Here is a 16,608-nt window from a genome sequence, read left to right as displayed (position 1 = left end):
CAATTGGCTCGATCGACGGCGCAGAGCCCCGTCGATCGGGCCCGAGCGGATTCGTGGTCAGGTCAGGCGGACCGACATGCCGCCGTCAACCGTCATGGGGCTGCCCGTCATGAACGATGCCCGGTCGCTCAGGAGAAAAACCGCCGCCTGCGCGATCTCCTTGGGACTGGCCATCCGCTTCATCGGGTGGAGCCCGGCGATGAAATTCAGGGCGTCGGGATTTCCCTCGCCCGCCGCCGGGGTGATGGTCCCTCCAGGCAGAAGCGCGTTGACGCGAATGCCTTCGGCCGCATGCTCGGCGCCCAGCGATTGAGCCAGGCCGATCAGTCCTGCCTTTGAGGCTGCGTACGCCGCCATTCCCGGCAGGCCCCCGTTGCTGAAGCCAACGAAGGACGAGGTGAAAACGATCGAACCGCCGCCCTGCTTGCGCAGTGCCGGGATCTGCGCCTTCGCGCTGAGGAACGCCGAGGTGAGATTCACCGCAAGCACATCGGTCCAGTTTTCGACGCTCATCTCGGGGACTGGCGTCATCTCGCCGACAATGCCGGCATTGTTGAAAGCGCCGTCGAGCTTTCCGAAAGTCTTGACGGCGTGCTCGACAAGGCGGGCTGCATAGCCGGTGTCCCGAACATCCCCGGCGAGAAACGTCGCGCGCCCTCCGGCGCTCTTGATGCTTGCAACAACGGCCTGCAGCTCGGGGCCGCGACGCGCCCCGAGCACCACATCGGCGCCTTCGGACGCGAACAACGATGCTGCGGCAGCACCGATACCGCTGCTGGCGCCGGTTACGATGATCGTCTTGTTTGCCAGTTCCACCGCGAGACTCTCCTGATGTCAAAAAGGAGCCGAACAAGACATCAGGCACCGGCGAGCTGCCACCCGTTTCCCGAGTTGAACGCGGGATCACATCGTGGCGGTATTGATCCGCGAATGGCGGCCTGCCGGTCTCCGCGATCGGAGTGACAGGCCGCCGTCAGCAGACGCTACTTCAGCGGCAAGAAAACGTCCGCGACCGTCTCGTGCTCCGGCACCTCCGGGAACAGGCTCAGCCGCTGGCAATAGATCGGGAAGTCGCGCGCTTCTTCGCCGCTGGCGGGAAGCCAGTCGCGATAAAGGAAGAGCGCGGCCGGCTCGAGATTGTCGGTGTAGCCGACGACGCGCAGCACCGCGCAGCGTCCGCCGGGGATCTCGCTGGCCTTGATTTCTTCGCCGTTCGCCACGATCGCTTGTGCGGTCCCGACGCAAAGGTCCACGCTGTAATCGGCGGGTGATGCAAGCCGCCGCTCGGAACGCCAGACATTGAAGGTCGGACTTGTGCTGGGGTGCAGGTGAGCCGCCTTGCGCCACGCGATGAAGCGCTGGATTGTGGCGGGAAGCGTCGCCGGGTCGCCGCGATGCTCCATGATCGCCACCGGTGTCGGGGGCACATCGCGGATCGTCACGTCGTCAGTGGTAAGGGTCTTCTGCATGAGCTTGCTCCTCGCATTGTCGAGAGGCCCTAAGGCCGCAAGCCACGGCTCCCAGTCGGGAGACTTCCGGAACGACGACGGAGATTGCCCGAACCGTTGCCGAAAGGCGCGGGCGAAGGCATCCGGTGCGTCGTAACCGGCATCCATCGCAACATCCGTGACATCAAGGGCGTCCATATAGGCCAGCTGGTGCGAAGCGCGCTTCATGCGGGCCAGCTGGACATAGCGATGCACAGATAATCCGAAGGTTGCCGAGAACTGCCGGTGGAAATGAAATTTCGAGAAGGCGGCAACAGCGCTTAAGCCGTCCAGGTCCAGATCTCCGTCGAGATGCCGGTCGATATGGTCCAGCACCCGTCGCATGCGGTCCTGATAGTTTTGCAGCGCCGCCTTCATCGTCCCTCCTCCGTGGCGGCGCCATCTAGTCGCTGACGGCCATGACACGCTCGACCGATCTTGCGGTTTGGCACGGATCGCTAGCCCGGATGGAGCTACGTCCGGCAACTGGTTTCCTCAGGGAAGACCACACCGATTGCAAGCACCTTCCTCTACGCGTTAGACTGTCGGCCCCCCTTCACCCACAAAGTGGGCGTTCCCCTTCAAGATGTCAGTACGGATGAACTGCCTTCCTCTGCACGAACTGGCGCCCGACTTCGAACGCTTCATCCGCGATCTCGAGGACTTCAATCGTGGCTGATGCGGTCACCGGCCATCGGGCTGCGGCTTCAGGGAAATCTCATTCGCAAACGGAATCCAAGCATGACTGCAACTCTATCCATCGTCGTCCTGGCTGCCGAGCTCCTCATCAGCGCGTTGGGCGCGTTCGTATCAATTGCCGCGCTTGGCTTCGCGGGAGAGGTCACGCGATCCAGGGATTTGACCGCCTTTGGCTGGGTTTTGGGGGCGCTCTACTTCGTTGTCACCTTTACACCCCTCGTCGCAACCGCATGGGTGGCACACAGAAGGTTTGTTTCAGACAAAGCGTTCCCGGTGCTCGAAGTCATTTCGTCGCCGTACCTGGTCCCGGTGGTGCTGTGGGTTGGCGCAGCGATTTTCTGCATTGGGCTGTTGGCATTTCAAAACGGTGCGGGGCTGGCGCCGCGGTAGGGAGACGCGAAGCGATACCCATCGGGCCGAATGCCATCAGCATCCTCCAGGCGAAGCGCAGGCGTCCACGAAGATAGCGGCGGTCAGGGTATCAAAGAGCGCTGGGACGATCGATGTCAAACACGTCGATCTGTCGGTCCTGGAGCAGATCCTCCAGCGCTTCGGGCCCGTTCGCCAGCGCGTAGTCCCGCTCGGCGTCGGAAATAGGCAGTACCTGCAGCCAGGCGACGGACTTGGCCGAGAAGGACTGTGTTTCCAGGTCCCACACGAACGGAGAGATGAGCATGGCGTGCTTCATCTCGCGCCCTTCGCCATACAGTTCCAGGGCTCGCGGAATGACGACGCCGGGCAAGGGTGTGATCTCGCCCTTCTTGATGCTGAAAGCGCAAGTCGCGATCATGTTGGCGCCCTCGGCCGTCGCCAGAGCCAGCAGAATCTCGACGCCCAGGGCCTTGCCGCCAGACGTCAGGCCGGTTTTTGCGTCAGAGAGCGCGAGGCTGGCATAAGTGGAAACGCCTCCTGCCGGCACGTCCTTGATGATCATGATGTCGACGTCACTGACGTGGGCGTCATCCCAATATTTCGTAACCGTCGGTGAACCCTGCGTAACATCTCTCAGATAGCGGGCGAGAGATTTGTTGTCTTCCGAAACCGCCATGGCTCCTCACGTCAAAAATCCAAGGTCGTCGGCAGTCATATCTTCAACACCATGACTGCGAGCATACGATCGCCGCTCTGGCCTGTCGTGGGACCTCGGTATAGACGGGGCCGGCGGTCATATCCATGACCACGTTCTGGCGCGCGGTGGACTTCCTCGGCCAGGCACAATTCCATCAAGATCTAGCAGACGCCGGAACGAAAAAGGGGAGCCCGCATGTCGCGGGCTCCCCCTCCTGCATTCCGACGTGATGCGGCTGTTACCGGCCGGCAGGCTCCAATGCCTTTTGCACCATCGCGGTGTCGACATATTGGGTCATGCTGGCGATCTTGCCGTCCTTCACCAGATAGAGATGCGCGAAATTGGCGCGCATGGACTTGCCCGTCGCCTTGTAGGTCCCGGAGTAGACGCCGAAGGCGGCGACGCGGTCGCCGTCTTCGAGATAGGTGTGAACATCGGCGCGGTAGCCGGTCCATTCGATGGCGAGACGCCGGAACACGCCTGATATGATCGCCTCGGCCCCGACATAGGTGCCCGCGTATGGAAACCCTTCCGCTTCGGTCCATGCGGCATCGGGAGCGAGAGCGGCCAGCAAGTTGCGGCCGTTCTCTTCCGACGATGATCCCTCATAGGTGGCGCGGATCAGGTCGAGGTTCGCCCCCATCTCAACCCCACTTCATCTCGCCGGTGGCGACCTTGGCGCCGATGTCGAGCGCAACGCCCATGCCGAGGCCGGGGAAGCGCGCTTCCATCGCCGCCTTGAGCGCCGCCGAATCCTTGGTTTTGGCCAACTCTTCGTCGAACGCCTTGAGGTAGGCGATGGTGTGCTCGACACCGGACAGGTCGGTCTTCGCATCCGCCGACAAATGGCCGGGCACGACGATCGCCGGCTTGCGCGCCGCGATCTTTTCGAGATTGGCGATCCAGGCGGCGCGCTGCTCCCTGGTCGGCGTGTCGGCGGTCCAGACATGGACGCCGGAGAAGATCAGCACGCCGCCGAACACCGCGTTGAGCGAGGGTACGAACAGATAGCGCCGGTTGGCCAGGCCGTCGGCGCTGACGATCTCGATGGTCTCGCCGTCGACGCTGAGCGTCTTGCCGTCGAACGCTTCGGGGATGACCACATCGGCCAGCACCTGCGGGCCGTTCGCCTTGAGTTGCGGCCCCCAGACGGCAAGCTTCTTTTCGACGCTGGCGTGAATGGCCGCCAATGTCGCTGGCGACGCGAGCACGCGGGCCTCGGGGAAGACAGCCTTGATCGCGCCGAGGCTGAAATAATAATCCGGGTCCGACTGGCTGATATAGATGGTGGTGAGCTTCTTGCCGGTGGCCTTGATGGCGTCGGCGACCGCCTTGCCATCGGACAGCGTGAAGCCGCCATCGATCAGCACGGCTTCGCTTGGCCCGGACACCAGAACGGGCGCCCGGAAGAAGCCGTTCTGTCCGGCCGGAAAATGCTTCCAGGCGAGCCCGCCCGCGGCATGGCCGAGGCCTGCGGGTGCGAAGACGGCGGCGGCGCCCGCGGCGAGAGTGGTTTTCATGATGGTTCTCCTTGTCGGCATGTTGGTCTCCTGGTGCTTGTCTACGATTGCGAAATGAAAGCTGGATGGTCCGGCCTCTGTTGATCGCTGCGCTCAGGCCGCCTTCAGTCCGTCGACGAGGACGTCCAGGCTGCCGAACAGGGCGCTTGCTTGCACGAGGCGGCGATCATGGCCCGTCCCGACGATCAGGGCCGGGACGCCGTTGGCGCCGAATCGGCGCATCTCGGCACGCGCAGCCTCGAGGCGCGCGCGGTATGCGGTGATCAGTGCGACGTCCGGGCTCGCCAGACGCGCGGCGACCTCCGGCAAATTCATCGCGCGCAGCACATCCGAGAGAACGGCGATGTCCGTGCTGTCGCGTCCCTCGACATAGCGGACGAGCTGCAAGGCTTTCAGTGCCGCGAACTCCCGATCAGGCGCCATGAGCGCAACGGCCGTGAGCGCCAATGTTGCCGGGCCGGAATCGAACAGGCGCGTGCGGTCGCCCAGCACGTCGCGGCGATAGGCTTCGCTGAAGGGCTGGCCGCTCAAGCGCGAGATCCGCTGGTCGTTGCTCCAGGCGTAGGCCGCAAAACCATCGTCCATCGGACGGGCGCCCTCGCCGGCGAACAGGCCTGTCGGCGCGAGTTCGACAGCGAAATCCGTTCGGGCGACGAGCTGTTCGAGCAGCGTTGAGGCGCCGTAGCACCAGCCGCAGAGCGGATCGAACAGGTAGGTGATTTGAATGGGCGCGGACATGGCGATCTCCTTGGACAGCAATGTGGCACGGGCATATTGATAGAAAAATATCAACAAAACATACAGAATGTATGTGATAGGCTGACAGTTGGATAGCACCCGACTGAGCCCATGAACCTGAACCGCCTCGCCTATTTCGCAGCCGTCGTGGACACCGGATCCTTCACCCGGGCCGCCGAGCGGCTCGGCATCACCAAGGCCGTGGTGAGTCAGCAGGTGGCGCAGCTGGAGCGCGATCTCGGCACCAGCCTGCTCGTGCGCACGACGCGCCGGGTTCATCCGACCGAGGCGGGCCGCATGTTTCATTCGCGCTGCGTCATGATCCTGCGCGAAGCGGAGGATGCCTTCGACGAGCTCGCTCAGGCAGCCGCCGCGCCGACCGGCACCTTGCGGATCACGGCGCCCAACGACTACGGCACCGCCGTCGTCATCGCCGTCGTCACGGCCTACGCGGCACGCTATCCCCACTGCCGCGTGGAGTTGACGCTCGAAGATCAGACGGTCGACCTCGCCTCAGGCCACATCGACATGGCGATCCGTGTGGGGTGGCTGGTCGATTCCAGCCTGCAGGCGCGCAAGATCGGATCGTTCCGGCAATGTCTGGTCGGCGCTCCCGCATTCGCGGATCGGATCGCCGCCGCGCGCGATCCCGACGAATTGGTGACGCTACCGTTCATCGCCAACATGGCGCTGCGCGAGCCGTTGCTGTGGCAGTTCTCGCGCGGTGATCTCGATCGATGCGCCGTGCGCCTGCAGGCGAGCATCGCCATCGACACGACGCCGGGGGTGCTCGCAGCGGTGCTCGCCGGCGGCGGCCTTTCGGTGCTGCCGGATTTCCTGGTGGCCGACGATCTCGCGGCGGGCCGCCTCATCCACATCCTGCCGCAATGGCAACTGCCATCCGGCGGCATCCACACGGTCTACCCCGCAGCCCGCTTCCGCCCGCCGAAGGTGACCGCGTTTGTGGAGATGCTGATTGCGGCTCAGCGGCGGGCGGGTACGAACGCATGAGCCGTATGGTTTTGCTTATTGCTTGAAACAATGCTCGCGGTGCCACTTTAAGAAGTGCGGATGTGGCCGATCTGACGCACGACGCGGCGCAAGAGCGCGCTCCGTCTTGTTGATGATCGATTGCACTCCCTCCAGATCGTTTGTCTGGCGCGAGATCAATATCTCCAGATCGTCCGCGAAGCTGATGAGACCACGATCAAACATCCAATGTGCGGTGCCCGAAAGAGCAACGCCATTGCTGATGATGTCCGGCCCGTTTGCCTCGACGGAGCGTATGTGAGCCGCCGCGACCTCCGCGCGCCCCATTCCATTGATGAGCTTGAGGCCGGTGATGGCGCAACGCTCTTCATAGGCACGCAGCACGATGCGGCGGAAAACTCGATCACGCAGGACTTTCGAGATCGTTACGCTAACACGGTCGCGCTGCTGCTCAACCGCGAATGGCACCTGCGGCTGGTCATTAAGATCGAGCGATGGAAGGTCGCCGTCGCGCCGCGGCAGCAGCGGCGCGTTCTCCGCGAAACCAAGCTCGCATATTCTATTGAAATCGTCGGGAGAGATTGGGCGGACTGCGGACTGAGCGCGTCCTGAAATCCGCCCCTGTTCGTTAAGAACACCGCGCTCTACTGGACCCGTCGGTCCGTTGAATGGGACTGAATTGGCAAAATCGAGATAGCTTCCCGGTTCCATTAAAGCGAGATACATCCCGGAAGTACCGGGATCGGGAAGAACCTGCTGAACCCGAGCAATTGCAAAGTAACCGCGCGTTTCAGCAACCTTGCTCGGTTCGTAATATACTATCCAATCGCCGATGCAGGCTTCAACGCGATGAAGATATTGACTGGGAAATTGGTACTGCTCAGCGGGGCTGTCGTCGTAGATCGAGTCCAATCGATGGATGAATACCCCAAACCCCATGACCTAAGCGGCGCTGCCTCTCCAGGAAACAACACCCAGCGATGCTGGATCAATAGCAGTCACAACCCTACTCCCACTCGATTGTTTCGGAAGCACGATAACGCCTTGATCTGTCGAGGCCAAGCTTTCCGCCCACGACCCGCCCCGCGTCACTCGCGCGCCACCGACAGCCCCGCCAGCAGCGGCGCGTACGCGGCGAGCCTGCGTGATACGAACTCCGTGAACAGCCGCACGCGCTTGGTCTTGCGCGTCTCTCCCTGCGTGAGGAGCCAGACCGTTCCGTACATGTGCAGGTCGGTCCCCGGCACCCGCACCAGCAGCGGGTCGGCATCGCCGACGAAGCACGGCAGTGTCGTGATCCCCAGCCCTTGCCGGACAGCAGCGATCTGCGCTCCGGCGTCACTGGTCCTGAATGGAACGTCCGTGGTGCGAACCTCGCCCGCGCTGGCCCAATCCGGGATGCCGTGCATGCTGATGACGATCCAGCGGAAGGGATCCGGCGCGCCCGCACGCCACGCGGCCAGTCGATCCCTGGACATGTAGACGGCGCCGAACAGCTCCGGTCCCTTCATGCCATGAAGATTTTGCGGCAGGGTTTTGCGCTCGTAGACGACGCGGATCGCGACGTCGGCCTCACGGTTGGTCAGATTTGCCAGTTCGCCGAACGACAGGACATCCATCTCGATATCGGGATGCAGACGCGCGAAATCGGCGAAATCAGGCATCAGCAAATGTGTCGCCATCGGCGGCGCCAGCGTCACCCGCAGACGCCCGCGCACGCTCTGATCGCGCCCGAACACGCGCGTCTCCAGCTGGTGTGACGAGGCTTCCATCTGGTCGGCGAATTCGAGGACCTCCTCGCCCGCAGCCGTCAGCCGGTAGCCCGAAGGCAGCTTTTCGAACATCTGGACCCCAAGGCGTTCCTCGAGCTGGGCGATGCGTCGCAGCACGGTCGCGTGGTTCACGCCGAGGTGCTCGGCGGCCGCCCGCACCGAGCCTCCCCGCGCGACGGCTAGAAAATAGCGAACATCGTCCCAGTCGATCATGGTGCAATCCCGCACCGCGCGGTGCGCCTTTCAAGCCGTATCTGATGCCTCCTACAGCAGTATGGGCAGTGATCATAGCCGGTTCCGGCCAGCAGGGCCCTTTCTGAGCGACGGACACCGATCGTCGCCGTCGGCGTTAGTCGTCCGGCCGGATCGATTTCGCACCACCGATGTGCGCGCTTCCGCACTCAACGCTTAGGGCCGGCGGACCTATGTCGGGGTCCTCGGGGGCAGATGCTGCCCCGACACCACGACAGGAGACATTATGGGAAAGCTTGACGGCAAGGTTGCAGTCATCACGGGTGGCGCGACCGGCATCGGCCGCGCCGCGGCAAAGCGCTTCATCGAGGATGGCGCTTTCGTCTTCATCTTCGGCCGCCGACAGCAAGCCCTCGACGCTGCTGTCGCCGCCCTCGGGCCCAATGCCCGCGCGGTGAAGGGCTCGGTCTCGGATGAAGCCGACCTCGACCGCCTCTACGCGGCGGTGAAGGCCGAGCGCGGAACCCTCGACATCGTCTTCGCCAATGCCGGCGCGGGAAGTCAGCTTGCGCTCGGCAAGATCACCGCCGCGCACATCGATGAGGCCTTCGACACCAATGTGAAGGGTACGATTTTCACGGTGCAGAAGGCGCTGCCGCTGATGCGCCGGGGCGGTTCGATCATCCTGACGGGATCGAGCGCCGGCACGACGGGCGCCCCGGCCATGAGCGCCTACAGCGCGAGCAAGGCGGCCGTGCGAAACCTCGCGCGGACCTGGGCGGAGGACCTGAAAGGCAGCGGCATCCGGGTCAACGTGCTGTCGCCCGGAGCGACCGCGACCGAACTCGCGAAGGAAGCGCTGGGCGAAGAGGGACAGAAGGTGTTCGCCGCGATGACTCCGCTGCAGCGCATGGCCGATCCGGCGGAGATCGGGGCGGTGGCTGCCTTTCTCGCCTCCTCGGACAGCAGCTTCATGACCGCCAGCGAAGTCGCCGTCGACGGCGGCCTGGCGCAACTCTGATCCCGGCGCGGTCCCGCGCCTGGCCCACACACAATGAAAGATAAACATCATGAAAAAACTAGAAGGCAAGATCGCCGTCATCACCGGCGGCAGCAGCGGCATTGGATTGGCCACGGCCAAGCGCTTCGTGGACGAAGGTGCGCACGTGGTGATCACCGGGCGACGCGAGAAAGAGCTGAAGGAGGCCGCAGCCTTCATCGAGAGAAACGTGACGACGGTCGTGAGCGACGTGTCGCGCCTGGAAGATCTGGACCGGCTCTATGCCGTCGTGAAGGAGAAACATGGTCACATCGACATTCTCTTCGCGAACGCAGGCGCGGGGACAATCGCGCCGCTCGCGCTAGCGACCAAGGCCCATTTCGACCAGACCTTCGATGTGAACGTGAAAGGCCTGTTCTTTACGGTGCAGAAAGCCCTCCCCCTCTTTAAGGACGGCGGTTCGATCATCCTGAACTCTTCGGTGTCGAACGTGAAGGGGTTGCCGGGGTTCAGCGTCTACGCCGCGAGCAAGGCGGCGGTGCGCAGCTTCTCGCGCGCTTGGACGCTGGAGCTGAAGGACCGCAAAATCCGCGTCAATACGATGAGCCCCGGGCCAACGGAGACTCCCGCCCTGGAGACGACGACGGGCTTGACCCGCGAGCAAGCCGAGCAAGCGGCCAGCCAATTTGCTTCACAGGTCCCGATGGGTCGCAGGGGCAAGCCGGAGGAAATCGCGGCTGCCGTCACGTTCCTCGCCTCCGATGAAAGTTCTTACATCACCGGCGTGGATCTCGCCGTCGATGGCGGCATGGCCCAGGTCTGACCGCGCCATCGACACAAATTCGGAGAAACATCATGAGCTACGCAATCATCGGCTTCGGCCCTATCGGCCAAGCCCTGGCCAGCGCGTTTGCCCGCAACGGCATCGAAGTCTCCGTTGCAACCACGCGCGACCCGGAAAGCTTTACATCCGCCGCGGCCGTGATCGGACCCTCGATCATTCCCAAAAAGCTGGCGGACGCCGTCAAGGCGGACATCGTCTTTTTGGCGGTCCGTTTCGAGTCGCACCAGGATGTCGCGAAAGCGCTGCCCACCTGGCAGGGCAAGACGATCGTCGATGTGACCAACGCCTACGGCGTGCCGCCTGAGAGACTGGGGGGACAACCTTCGTCCAAGGCCCTCGCGCAAGCCTTCACCGGCGGTCGACTGGTCAAGGGCTTCAACCATTTGGGTGCTGCCGTCCTTGCCCAGGATCCGGCCCTCCATGGTGGCAGGAGAGTCGTGTTCCTGGCGAGCGACGATCACGACGCCACAGTGGAGATTGGCACGCTTGCGGAAACTCTCGGCTTCGCGCCGATCAAGCTTGGCGGGCTTTCGGAAGGCGGACTGCTCCTGCAGGCGCGTGGAAACAGCTGGGGTCAACTGATCTTCAAGGATCTGGTCAAGTTCGACTGACGAACACGAGGTTCCCACCCTGGGGGATACGACACACGGGATCGGATCGCGCGCGATCCGATCCGAGTGACATGGAGAAATGACTATGAGCACCGACAAGAACATCCAGACCGTGAAGGACTTCTTCGCCGCGATCGGCCGCGGCGACAGCGAGGCTCTGCTGGCGCTGGTCAGCGAGGACATCGAGTGGATCATCCCCGGCGAGGACTGGCCGCTGGCCGGAACGCATCGCGGGCACGACGGGGTGGCGGATTTGCTCGAGACGGCATCCAAGTCGATCGAAACGTCCACCGAACCCCGCGAGTTCGTGGCGCAAGGAGACCGGGTCCTGGTCGTCGGATTCGCAAAGGGAAAGATCAAAGCCACGAACAAGACGTTTAGGGACGACTGGGTCTTCGCCATCGCCGTTCGCAACGGCAAACTGACGAACATCCGGGAGTACGTCGACACGCAGGCACTGGCACGAGCCGCGCGCGTGTCGAATGCCCAAGCCTAAAGGAAATCCAGATGTACGACCAATCCAAGCTGTCCGAGTTGATCCGGTTCGCACGTATCGATGCGGGCGCCACCGTGATCGACGTTTACCCAGGCGACGGCGACTGGACCCGTGTCTTCTCCGAGATCGTGGGACCCGAAGGACGGGTTGACAGCTTCGTGCCGGCCGAAGTCGCGCACTTCAAGAACGATCCGCTCGGCCTTATGCGGAGGCTTGCGAAGGAGCCGGGCCGAGACAACGTCGAAGCCGTGTCAGCGGACCTCGTGGCGATGCCGCAGGTCACGCGACCAGCGGATGTCCTGTGGCTGCACCTGTTCTATCACGACCTCCACACCGCGCTGATCCAGGCCAGGGGCGCGACGGCGGCCGACTTCAATCGCGCCGTCTACGAGCGGCTGAAGCCCGGCGGGTGCTACGTCATCGTCGACCACGCCGCCGCGCTCGGGGCGGGCACGAGCGAGGCCCAATCGCTGCATCGGATTGAGCCTGCATCCGTTCGCAAGGAGGTGGAGGCGGCCGGCTTCGTGCTGGACGCGGAAAGCACCCTGCTCGCGAACAAGGACGATCCGCACACGATCAAGGTGTTCGATCCCGCCATCAAGGGCAAAACCGATCGCTTCGTGTATCGGTTCGTGAAGCCGTGACAGAGATCGTAGGGCGGATTAGCGAAGCGTAATCTGCCATCTTGCGCGCGACTCGGCGAGAGAGGCCGGATTTGCGGCTAATCCGCCCTACGCATCCGCTGCAGGTCAATTTCGGTTCTTGAGCTTTCGATGCAACCGGATCACTTTTTAGTCCTGCCGTCAGATGGCAGCTCCGCCGACCCCCCGATTTTGTTCGAGACCACGTAGATGTCGACGCCGCTCATCGAGCATTCCTCGCTTGATGCTTGGCTTTTCGTGATGACCTCGATCGTCTTGCCATCCTTGGTGTGAAACGTGATGTCGTAAACCTGCTGGTAGAGGTCTTTGCCGATCTTTTCGGATGCGAGACGAACGGCCTTGGTCTGCGCCTCGATCACTGATGGGATATCAATCAGGCCGGCGTTCTTGAGGTGCACGAGGGCCATGTTATTGGGCCAACTCGCGCAGTCCGGAGACTTCGCCAGAGCCACCGCAGCCGGCATGGCAAATATTGCGGCCATCACCACTTTCAACGCGGCGCGCATCAGCATGCCTCGGTCTCTAAAAACTACTCCCACTCAATCGTCCCAGGCGGCTTGCTGGTCACGTCATACACCACCCGGTTCACGCCCTTCACCTCGTTGATGATGCGCGTCGCGGTCTCGCCCAAGAACTTCATGTCGAACTGGTAGAAGTCCGCGGTCATGCCGTCGGTGGAGGTGACGGCGCGCAGGCCGACGACGAAGTCGTAGGTGCGGCCGTCGCCCATGACGCCCACGGTCTTCACAGGAAGCAGCACGGCAAAGGCCTGCCAGATGTCGTCGTAGAGACCGTGCTTCCTGATCTGGTCGATGTAGACCGCGTCCGCCTTGCGCAGGATCTCGAGCTTGTCGCGGGTGATCTCGCCGGGGCAGCGGATGGCGAGGCCGGGGCCCGGGAACGGGTGGCGGCCGACGAAGATTTCGGGCAGGCCGAGCTCGCGGCCGAGCTTGCGCACCTCGTCCTTGAACAGCTCGCGCAGGGGCTCGACCAGCTTCATGTTCATGCGCTCGGGGAGCCCGCCGACATTGTGGTGCGACTTGATCGTCACCGACGGGCCGCCGGTGAAGGAGACGCTCTCGATCACGTCAGGATAGAGCGTGCCTTGCGCCAGGAAGTCAGCGCCGCCGATCTTCTTGGCCTCCGCCTCGAACACCTCGATGAAGAGGCGACCGATGGTCTTGCGCTTCACTTCCGGGTCGGTGACGCCTTCGAGCTCGCCCAAAAACTGCTTCGAGGCATCCACGTGCACGAGCGGGATGTTGTAGTGGTGGCGGAACAGGTCGACGACCGTCTTCGCTTCGTCAAGGCGCAGCATGCCGTGATCGACGAAAACGCAGGTGAGCTGCTCGCCGATCGCTTCGTGGATCAGCACGGCCGCGACCGCGGAATCGACTCCGCCGGACAGGCCGCAGAGCACCCTGCCCGTGCCGACCTGGGCGCGGATCTTCGCGATCTCCTCCTCGCGGAAGGCGCGCATGGTCCAGTCGCCGGAAAGGCCTGCGATCTTGCGGACGAAATTTCGGATCAGTTTGGCGCCGTCGGGCGTGTGCACCACTTCCGGGTGGAACATCAGGCCGTAATATTTGCGCGTCTCGTCCTGTATGATCGCGAACGGCGCGTTCGGCGAGGTGCCGGCGACCGAGAAGCCCGGCGGCATCTTGGTGATGCGGTCGCCATGGCTCATCCAGACCTGGTTCTTGCCGCCTGCCGACCAGACGTCCTCGAACAGCTTGCTCGGCGCCTTCACCTCCACATCGGCGCGGCCGAATTCGCGGTGATGGCCGCCCTCGACGGTGCCGCCGAGCTGCTCCGCCATGGCCATCTGGCCGTAGCAGATGCCCATTACCGGCACGCCGGAATCGAAGATCGCTTGCGGCGCCCGGGGCGATCCCGCCTCATGTACCGATTCAGGGCCGCCGGAGAGAACCACCGCCTTCGGCTTCATCTCGTTGAAGGCTTGTTCGGCCTTGTTGAACGGGACGATTTCGCAATAGACGCCGTCCTCGCGCACGCGACGCGCAATGAGCTGCGTCACCTGGCTGCCGAAGTCGACGATGAGAATCTTGTCATGCGCCGAGGCCACCGAGGGCGTCGACGCGGAGCGGTCGGTCTGTGCTGCTGTCATGGCAAGCAGATACGCGACGGGGGCTTTTCCCGCAACCGCGCGGGCCGCGCGCCCACATTCTTCTTTGGGGTATGGACAAATTGATATAGGTAAGTATTATTGACCTATATGGCCCGCCACTCACCAAGGGCCGATCAGGGAGAACGCCATGCCAAACCATCATCAGCCGTCATCGCTTGCAGAGCTCGGCCGCACCTGGGTCGAGGCCTGGAACGCGCGCGAGCTCGAACGCGTGCTCACGCTCTATGACGAGGAAACCGTGATGACCTCGGACCGCATCCCCGCGATGGGATTCGATGAAAGCGGCACCGTGCGCGGAAAGGATGCGTTGCGCGCCTATTGGGGCAAGGCGCTCGCCCTGTTGCCGAATCTGCATTTCTCGCTGATCGAATTGTTCGTCAGCCCTGATAGCGTGGTGGTGTTCTACGAGAACGAGCGGGGAAAGCGGATCTGCGAATATCTGCGGGTGAACGCGGCCGGAAAGATCGTGCAGGGATCGGCGAATCATCCGGTGCCCTGAGTCGCGCTTCTAGCTCGAGGACGCACCAAGGCCGACGCGAATCAGCGCTTGCGCAGACCGGCCTTTCTCACCCTGGTATCGGACCATGCCAGTGGACGGCCGGCCCGCGACGGAAGCACGAGCTTCCCGACCGGCTGGCCCGTCTCGTCCACCAGGTCCGAATGGACTTCGCCGCGCGCGTAGAGATTCGCTTCGCCCCATTGGCGCAAGCTGACCACGACTGGAAACAGCTCGCGCCCCCTCTTGGTCAGCGCATATTCCCGATAGGCGCTGCCGTCGGAGGCCGGAATCAGTTCGAGCACGCCAAGCTCCACCAGCCTGTGCAGCCGCGCAGTGAGCATGCCCTTGGCGATGCCGAGGTTCTTCTGGAAATCGCCAAATCGACGCAGCCCGTCGAAGGCATCGCGCACGATCAGAAGCGACCAAATGTCCCCAACTGCGTCCAGTGCACGCGCCACCGGGCAGTCAGCCTCGGCAAAACCGGTCCGCTTCATTCGCCGCCTCCAAATTGGTCTTAAAATAGGACTGGACAGCGCGGTGTGCAACTGGTCTTATTTTAAGACTAGATAGAACGTGCCGGAGACGACAATGACAATCCACGATGCCGCCACAGCCGGACCGACCAACGCCGACGAAAAGGCCGACGACACCGCCGGGCGCGGGCTCTCGCGCGGGATGGCGATGCTGCTGGCGCTGACCTGCGGCCTGAGCGTCGCCAATATCTACTTCGCGCAGCCGCTGCTCGATGCCATGGCGCGCGATCTCGGCATCGACCCCGCCGCGATCGGGATGGTGGTGACCTTCACCCAAATCGGCTACGCGTTCGGCCTGATCCTGATCGTGCCGCTCGGCGACCTCTGGGATCGCCGCCGCCTGATCGTCGGCCAGACCGTGCTGTCGGCGATCGGCCTCGTCATCGTCGGCACGGCGGCGCATGCCGCCGTGCTGCTTGTGGGAATGGCGCTAGTCGGCATGCTCGCCGTCGTCGTCCAGGTCCTCGTCGCCTTTGCCGCGACGCTGGCCAGACCGGACGGGCGCGGCCGCGCGATCGGCACCGTCACGAGCGGCATCGTCGCCGGCATCCTGCTGGCGCGGTTCGCCTCGGGCGCGCTGGCCGATTTCGGCGGCTGGCGAATGGTCTACCTGGTCTCGGCCGGCCTCATGCTGGCCATGGCGGCGCTGCTCCTGCGCGTGCTGCCGCGCGGCCGGCAGCCGGCGCTGGCCCGATCCTCTTATCTGTCGCTGTTGCGCTCAACCGCCTCGCTGTTTGTCGAGGAGCCGATACTGCGCGAGCGCGCGTTGTTTGCGTTTCTGATCTTCGCCAATCTCAACGTGTTCTGGACGTCGATCGTGCTGCCGCTCTCGGCGCCTCCCTTCGCGCTGTCGCATACCACCATCGGATTGCTCGGCGTCGCCGGGTTCGCCGGAGCGCTCGCGGCGCGCAATGCCGGGCGGCTTGCCGATCTCGGATGGGCCCAGCGGACCACCGGGCTGTCACTGCTGCTGATGCTGGCTGCCTGGGCTCCGATCGCCTGCCTGCAAAGCTCGCTCTGGCTGGTCGTCGCCGGCGTGATCGTGCTGGATCTGGGACTCCAGGCCGTGCACGTGACGAGCCAGAGCCTGATCATCGCCGTGCGGCCCGATGCGGCGAGCCGACTGGTGGGCGGTTACATGGTGTTCTACTCGGTCGGAAGCGCGATTGGCGCGATCGCGTCGACGATGGTGTACGCGATGGCCGGCTGGTCCGGCGTCTGCGTGCTCGGCGCGGGAATCAGTGCCGCCGCGCTGCTGGTCTGGGTCATCATCGCAAGCAGGATGCCGGTGACGGCAGATTGCGCGCTGATGCATGGGCAAAAATAAGGGCCGAAAACAATAAGAAC

20 protein-coding genes are annotated in these 16,608 nt (G+C 63.5%); 9 read left to right on the top strand and 11 right to left on the bottom strand.

What is annotated here, in order from left to right:
• Positions 1 to 57 precede the first annotated feature (57 nt).
• Both IVB13_RS37570 and IVB13_RS37565 read right to left on the bottom strand, forming a co-directional pair.
• A complete protein-coding gene (locus tag IVB13_RS37570) occupies positions 58 to 816 on the bottom strand; it encodes an SDR family oxidoreductase (RefSeq protein ID WP_085395942.1) in 759 nt (252 codons plus the stop codon).
• 167 nt (positions 817 to 983) lie between these two features.
• The gene (locus tag IVB13_RS37565) at positions 984 to 1,865 is read right to left on the bottom strand and encodes an AraC family transcriptional regulator (protein ID WP_247455688.1); all 882 of its coding nucleotides are present in this window, start codon (positions 1,863 to 1,865) and stop codon (positions 984 to 986) included.
• A 363-nt stretch (positions 1,866 to 2,228) separates the two neighbouring features.
• Here IVB13_RS37565 and IVB13_RS37560 point away from each other — a divergent pair, with 363 nt between their 5' ends.
• On the top strand, positions 2,229 to 2,576 hold the full coding sequence (locus IVB13_RS37560) for a hypothetical protein (protein ID WP_085352869.1): 348 nt from the start codon (positions 2,229 to 2,231) through the stop codon (positions 2,574 to 2,576).
• Between the two features lie 91 nt (positions 2,577 to 2,667).
• Here the strand turns inward: IVB13_RS37560 and IVB13_RS37555 are convergent, their stop codons facing one another.
• From IVB13_RS37555 to IVB13_RS37540, 4 genes are all read right to left on the bottom strand, one after another.
• Positions 2,668 to 3,234: a suppressor of fused domain protein gene (locus IVB13_RS37555; protein ID WP_085352868.1), complete on the bottom strand. Its 567-nt coding sequence runs from the start codon at positions 3,232 to 3,234 to the stop codon at positions 2,668 to 2,670.
• Between the two features lie 259 nt (positions 3,235 to 3,493).
• Positions 3,494 to 3,898, bottom strand: coding sequence for a nuclear transport factor 2 family protein (locus IVB13_RS37550; RefSeq protein ID WP_204510960.1), 405 nt, complete (start codon positions 3,896 to 3,898; stop codon positions 3,494 to 3,496).
• A gap of 1 nt (position 3,899) precedes the next feature.
• Entirely contained in the window at positions 3,900 to 4,796 is an 897-nt protein-coding gene (locus tag IVB13_RS37545) for an MBL fold metallo-hydrolase (protein WP_026233752.1), read from the bottom strand.
• A gap of 72 nt (positions 4,797 to 4,868) precedes the next feature.
• Positions 4,869 to 5,513 carry a DsbA family protein gene (locus tag IVB13_RS37540; protein ID WP_085353049.1) on the bottom strand — a complete coding sequence of 215 codons (645 nt, stop codon included), beginning with the start codon at positions 5,511 to 5,513 and terminating at the stop codon, positions 4,869 to 4,871.
• A 111-nt stretch (positions 5,514 to 5,624) separates the two neighbouring features.
• Between IVB13_RS37540 and IVB13_RS37535 the strand changes: the two genes are divergently transcribed.
• Positions 5,625 to 6,524, top strand: a complete 900-nt coding sequence (locus tag IVB13_RS37535; RefSeq protein WP_085352866.1) for a LysR family transcriptional regulator — start codon at positions 5,625 to 5,627, stop codon at positions 6,522 to 6,524.
• A 15-nt stretch (positions 6,525 to 6,539) separates the two neighbouring features.
• On the opposite strand, the gene IVB13_RS37530 is transcribed toward IVB13_RS37535, so the two are convergent.
• Positions 6,540 to 7,442 carry an HNH endonuclease gene (locus IVB13_RS37530; protein WP_085352865.1) on the bottom strand — a complete coding sequence of 301 codons (903 nt, stop codon included), beginning with the start codon at positions 7,440 to 7,442 and terminating at the stop codon, positions 6,540 to 6,542.
• 149 nt (positions 7,443 to 7,591) lie between these two features.
• Positions 7,592 to 8,488, bottom strand: coding sequence for a LysR family transcriptional regulator (locus tag IVB13_RS37525; protein WP_018459184.1), 897 nt, complete (start codon positions 8,486 to 8,488; stop codon positions 7,592 to 7,594).
• Between the two features lie 265 nt (positions 8,489 to 8,753).
• Between IVB13_RS37525 and IVB13_RS37520 the strand changes: the two genes are divergently transcribed.
• The 5 genes from IVB13_RS37520 to IVB13_RS37500 all read left to right on the top strand — a co-directional run bounded on the left by IVB13_RS37520 (position 8,754) and on the right by IVB13_RS37500 (position 12,062).
• A complete protein-coding gene (locus IVB13_RS37520; protein ID WP_085352864.1) occupies positions 8,754 to 9,488 on the top strand; it encodes an SDR family oxidoreductase in 735 nt (244 codons plus the stop codon).
• Positions 9,489 to 9,537: 49 nt separating this feature from the next.
• Complete coding sequence (locus tag IVB13_RS37515; protein ID WP_247455685.1) at positions 9,538 to 10,290, top strand: glucose 1-dehydrogenase; 753 nt, start codon at positions 9,538 to 9,540, stop codon at positions 10,288 to 10,290.
• Positions 10,291 to 10,322: 32 nt separating this feature from the next.
• Positions 10,323 to 10,922: an NADPH-dependent F420 reductase gene (locus tag IVB13_RS37510; RefSeq protein WP_085352862.1), complete on the top strand. Its 600-nt coding sequence runs from the start codon at positions 10,323 to 10,325 to the stop codon at positions 10,920 to 10,922.
• An 85-nt stretch (positions 10,923 to 11,007) separates the two neighbouring features.
• A complete protein-coding gene (locus IVB13_RS37505; protein ID WP_085352861.1) occupies positions 11,008 to 11,418 on the top strand; it encodes a nuclear transport factor 2 family protein in 411 nt (136 codons plus the stop codon).
• A gap of 11 nt (positions 11,419 to 11,429) precedes the next feature.
• The gene (locus IVB13_RS37500) at positions 11,430 to 12,062 is read left to right on the top strand and encodes a class I SAM-dependent methyltransferase (RefSeq protein WP_085352860.1); all 633 of its coding nucleotides are present in this window, start codon (positions 11,430 to 11,432) and stop codon (positions 12,060 to 12,062) included.
• A 140-nt stretch (positions 12,063 to 12,202) separates the two neighbouring features.
• Here the strand turns inward: IVB13_RS37500 and IVB13_RS37495 are convergent, their stop codons facing one another.
• Together IVB13_RS37495 and guaA are read right to left on the bottom strand one after the other, a co-directional pair.
• Entirely contained in the window at positions 12,203 to 12,592 is a 390-nt protein-coding gene (locus tag IVB13_RS37495) for a hypothetical protein (RefSeq protein WP_018459189.1), read from the bottom strand.
• A gap of 17 nt (positions 12,593 to 12,609) precedes the next feature.
• Positions 12,610 to 14,208: a glutamine-hydrolyzing GMP synthase gene (gene guaA / locus IVB13_RS37490; RefSeq protein WP_247492563.1), complete on the bottom strand. Its 1,599-nt coding sequence runs from the start codon at positions 14,206 to 14,208 to the stop codon at positions 12,610 to 12,612.
• Positions 14,209 to 14,356: 148 nt separating this feature from the next.
• Here guaA and IVB13_RS37485 point away from each other — a divergent pair, with 148 nt between their 5' ends.
• Positions 14,357 to 14,728 (top strand): nuclear transport factor 2 family protein, encoded by a 372-nt coding sequence (locus IVB13_RS37485; RefSeq protein WP_085352858.1) that lies wholly within the window; start codon positions 14,357 to 14,359, stop codon positions 14,726 to 14,728.
• 41 nt (positions 14,729 to 14,769) lie between these two features.
• Here the strand turns inward: IVB13_RS37485 and IVB13_RS37480 are convergent, their stop codons facing one another.
• Complete coding sequence (locus tag IVB13_RS37480) at positions 14,770 to 15,222, bottom strand: helix-turn-helix domain-containing protein (RefSeq protein ID WP_018459192.1); 453 nt, start codon at positions 15,220 to 15,222, stop codon at positions 14,770 to 14,772.
• 181 nt (positions 15,223 to 15,403) lie between these two features.
• Between IVB13_RS37480 and IVB13_RS37475 the strand changes: the two genes are divergently transcribed.
• Positions 15,404 to 16,588 carry an MFS transporter gene (locus IVB13_RS37475; RefSeq protein ID WP_247492762.1) on the top strand — a complete coding sequence of 395 codons (1,185 nt, stop codon included), beginning with the start codon at positions 15,404 to 15,406 and terminating at the stop codon, positions 16,586 to 16,588.
• The last annotated feature ends 20 nt before the right edge of the window (positions 16,589 to 16,608 follow it).

The sequence above is a fragment of the Bradyrhizobium sp. 17 genome, assembly GCF_023073515.1.
Taxonomy (GTDB): Bacteria; Pseudomonadota; Alphaproteobacteria; order Rhizobiales; family Xanthobacteraceae; genus Bradyrhizobium; species Bradyrhizobium canariense_D.
The sequence above is the reverse complement of the archived record's forward strand: the minus strand, read 5'-3'. Positions and strand labels throughout refer to the sequence as shown.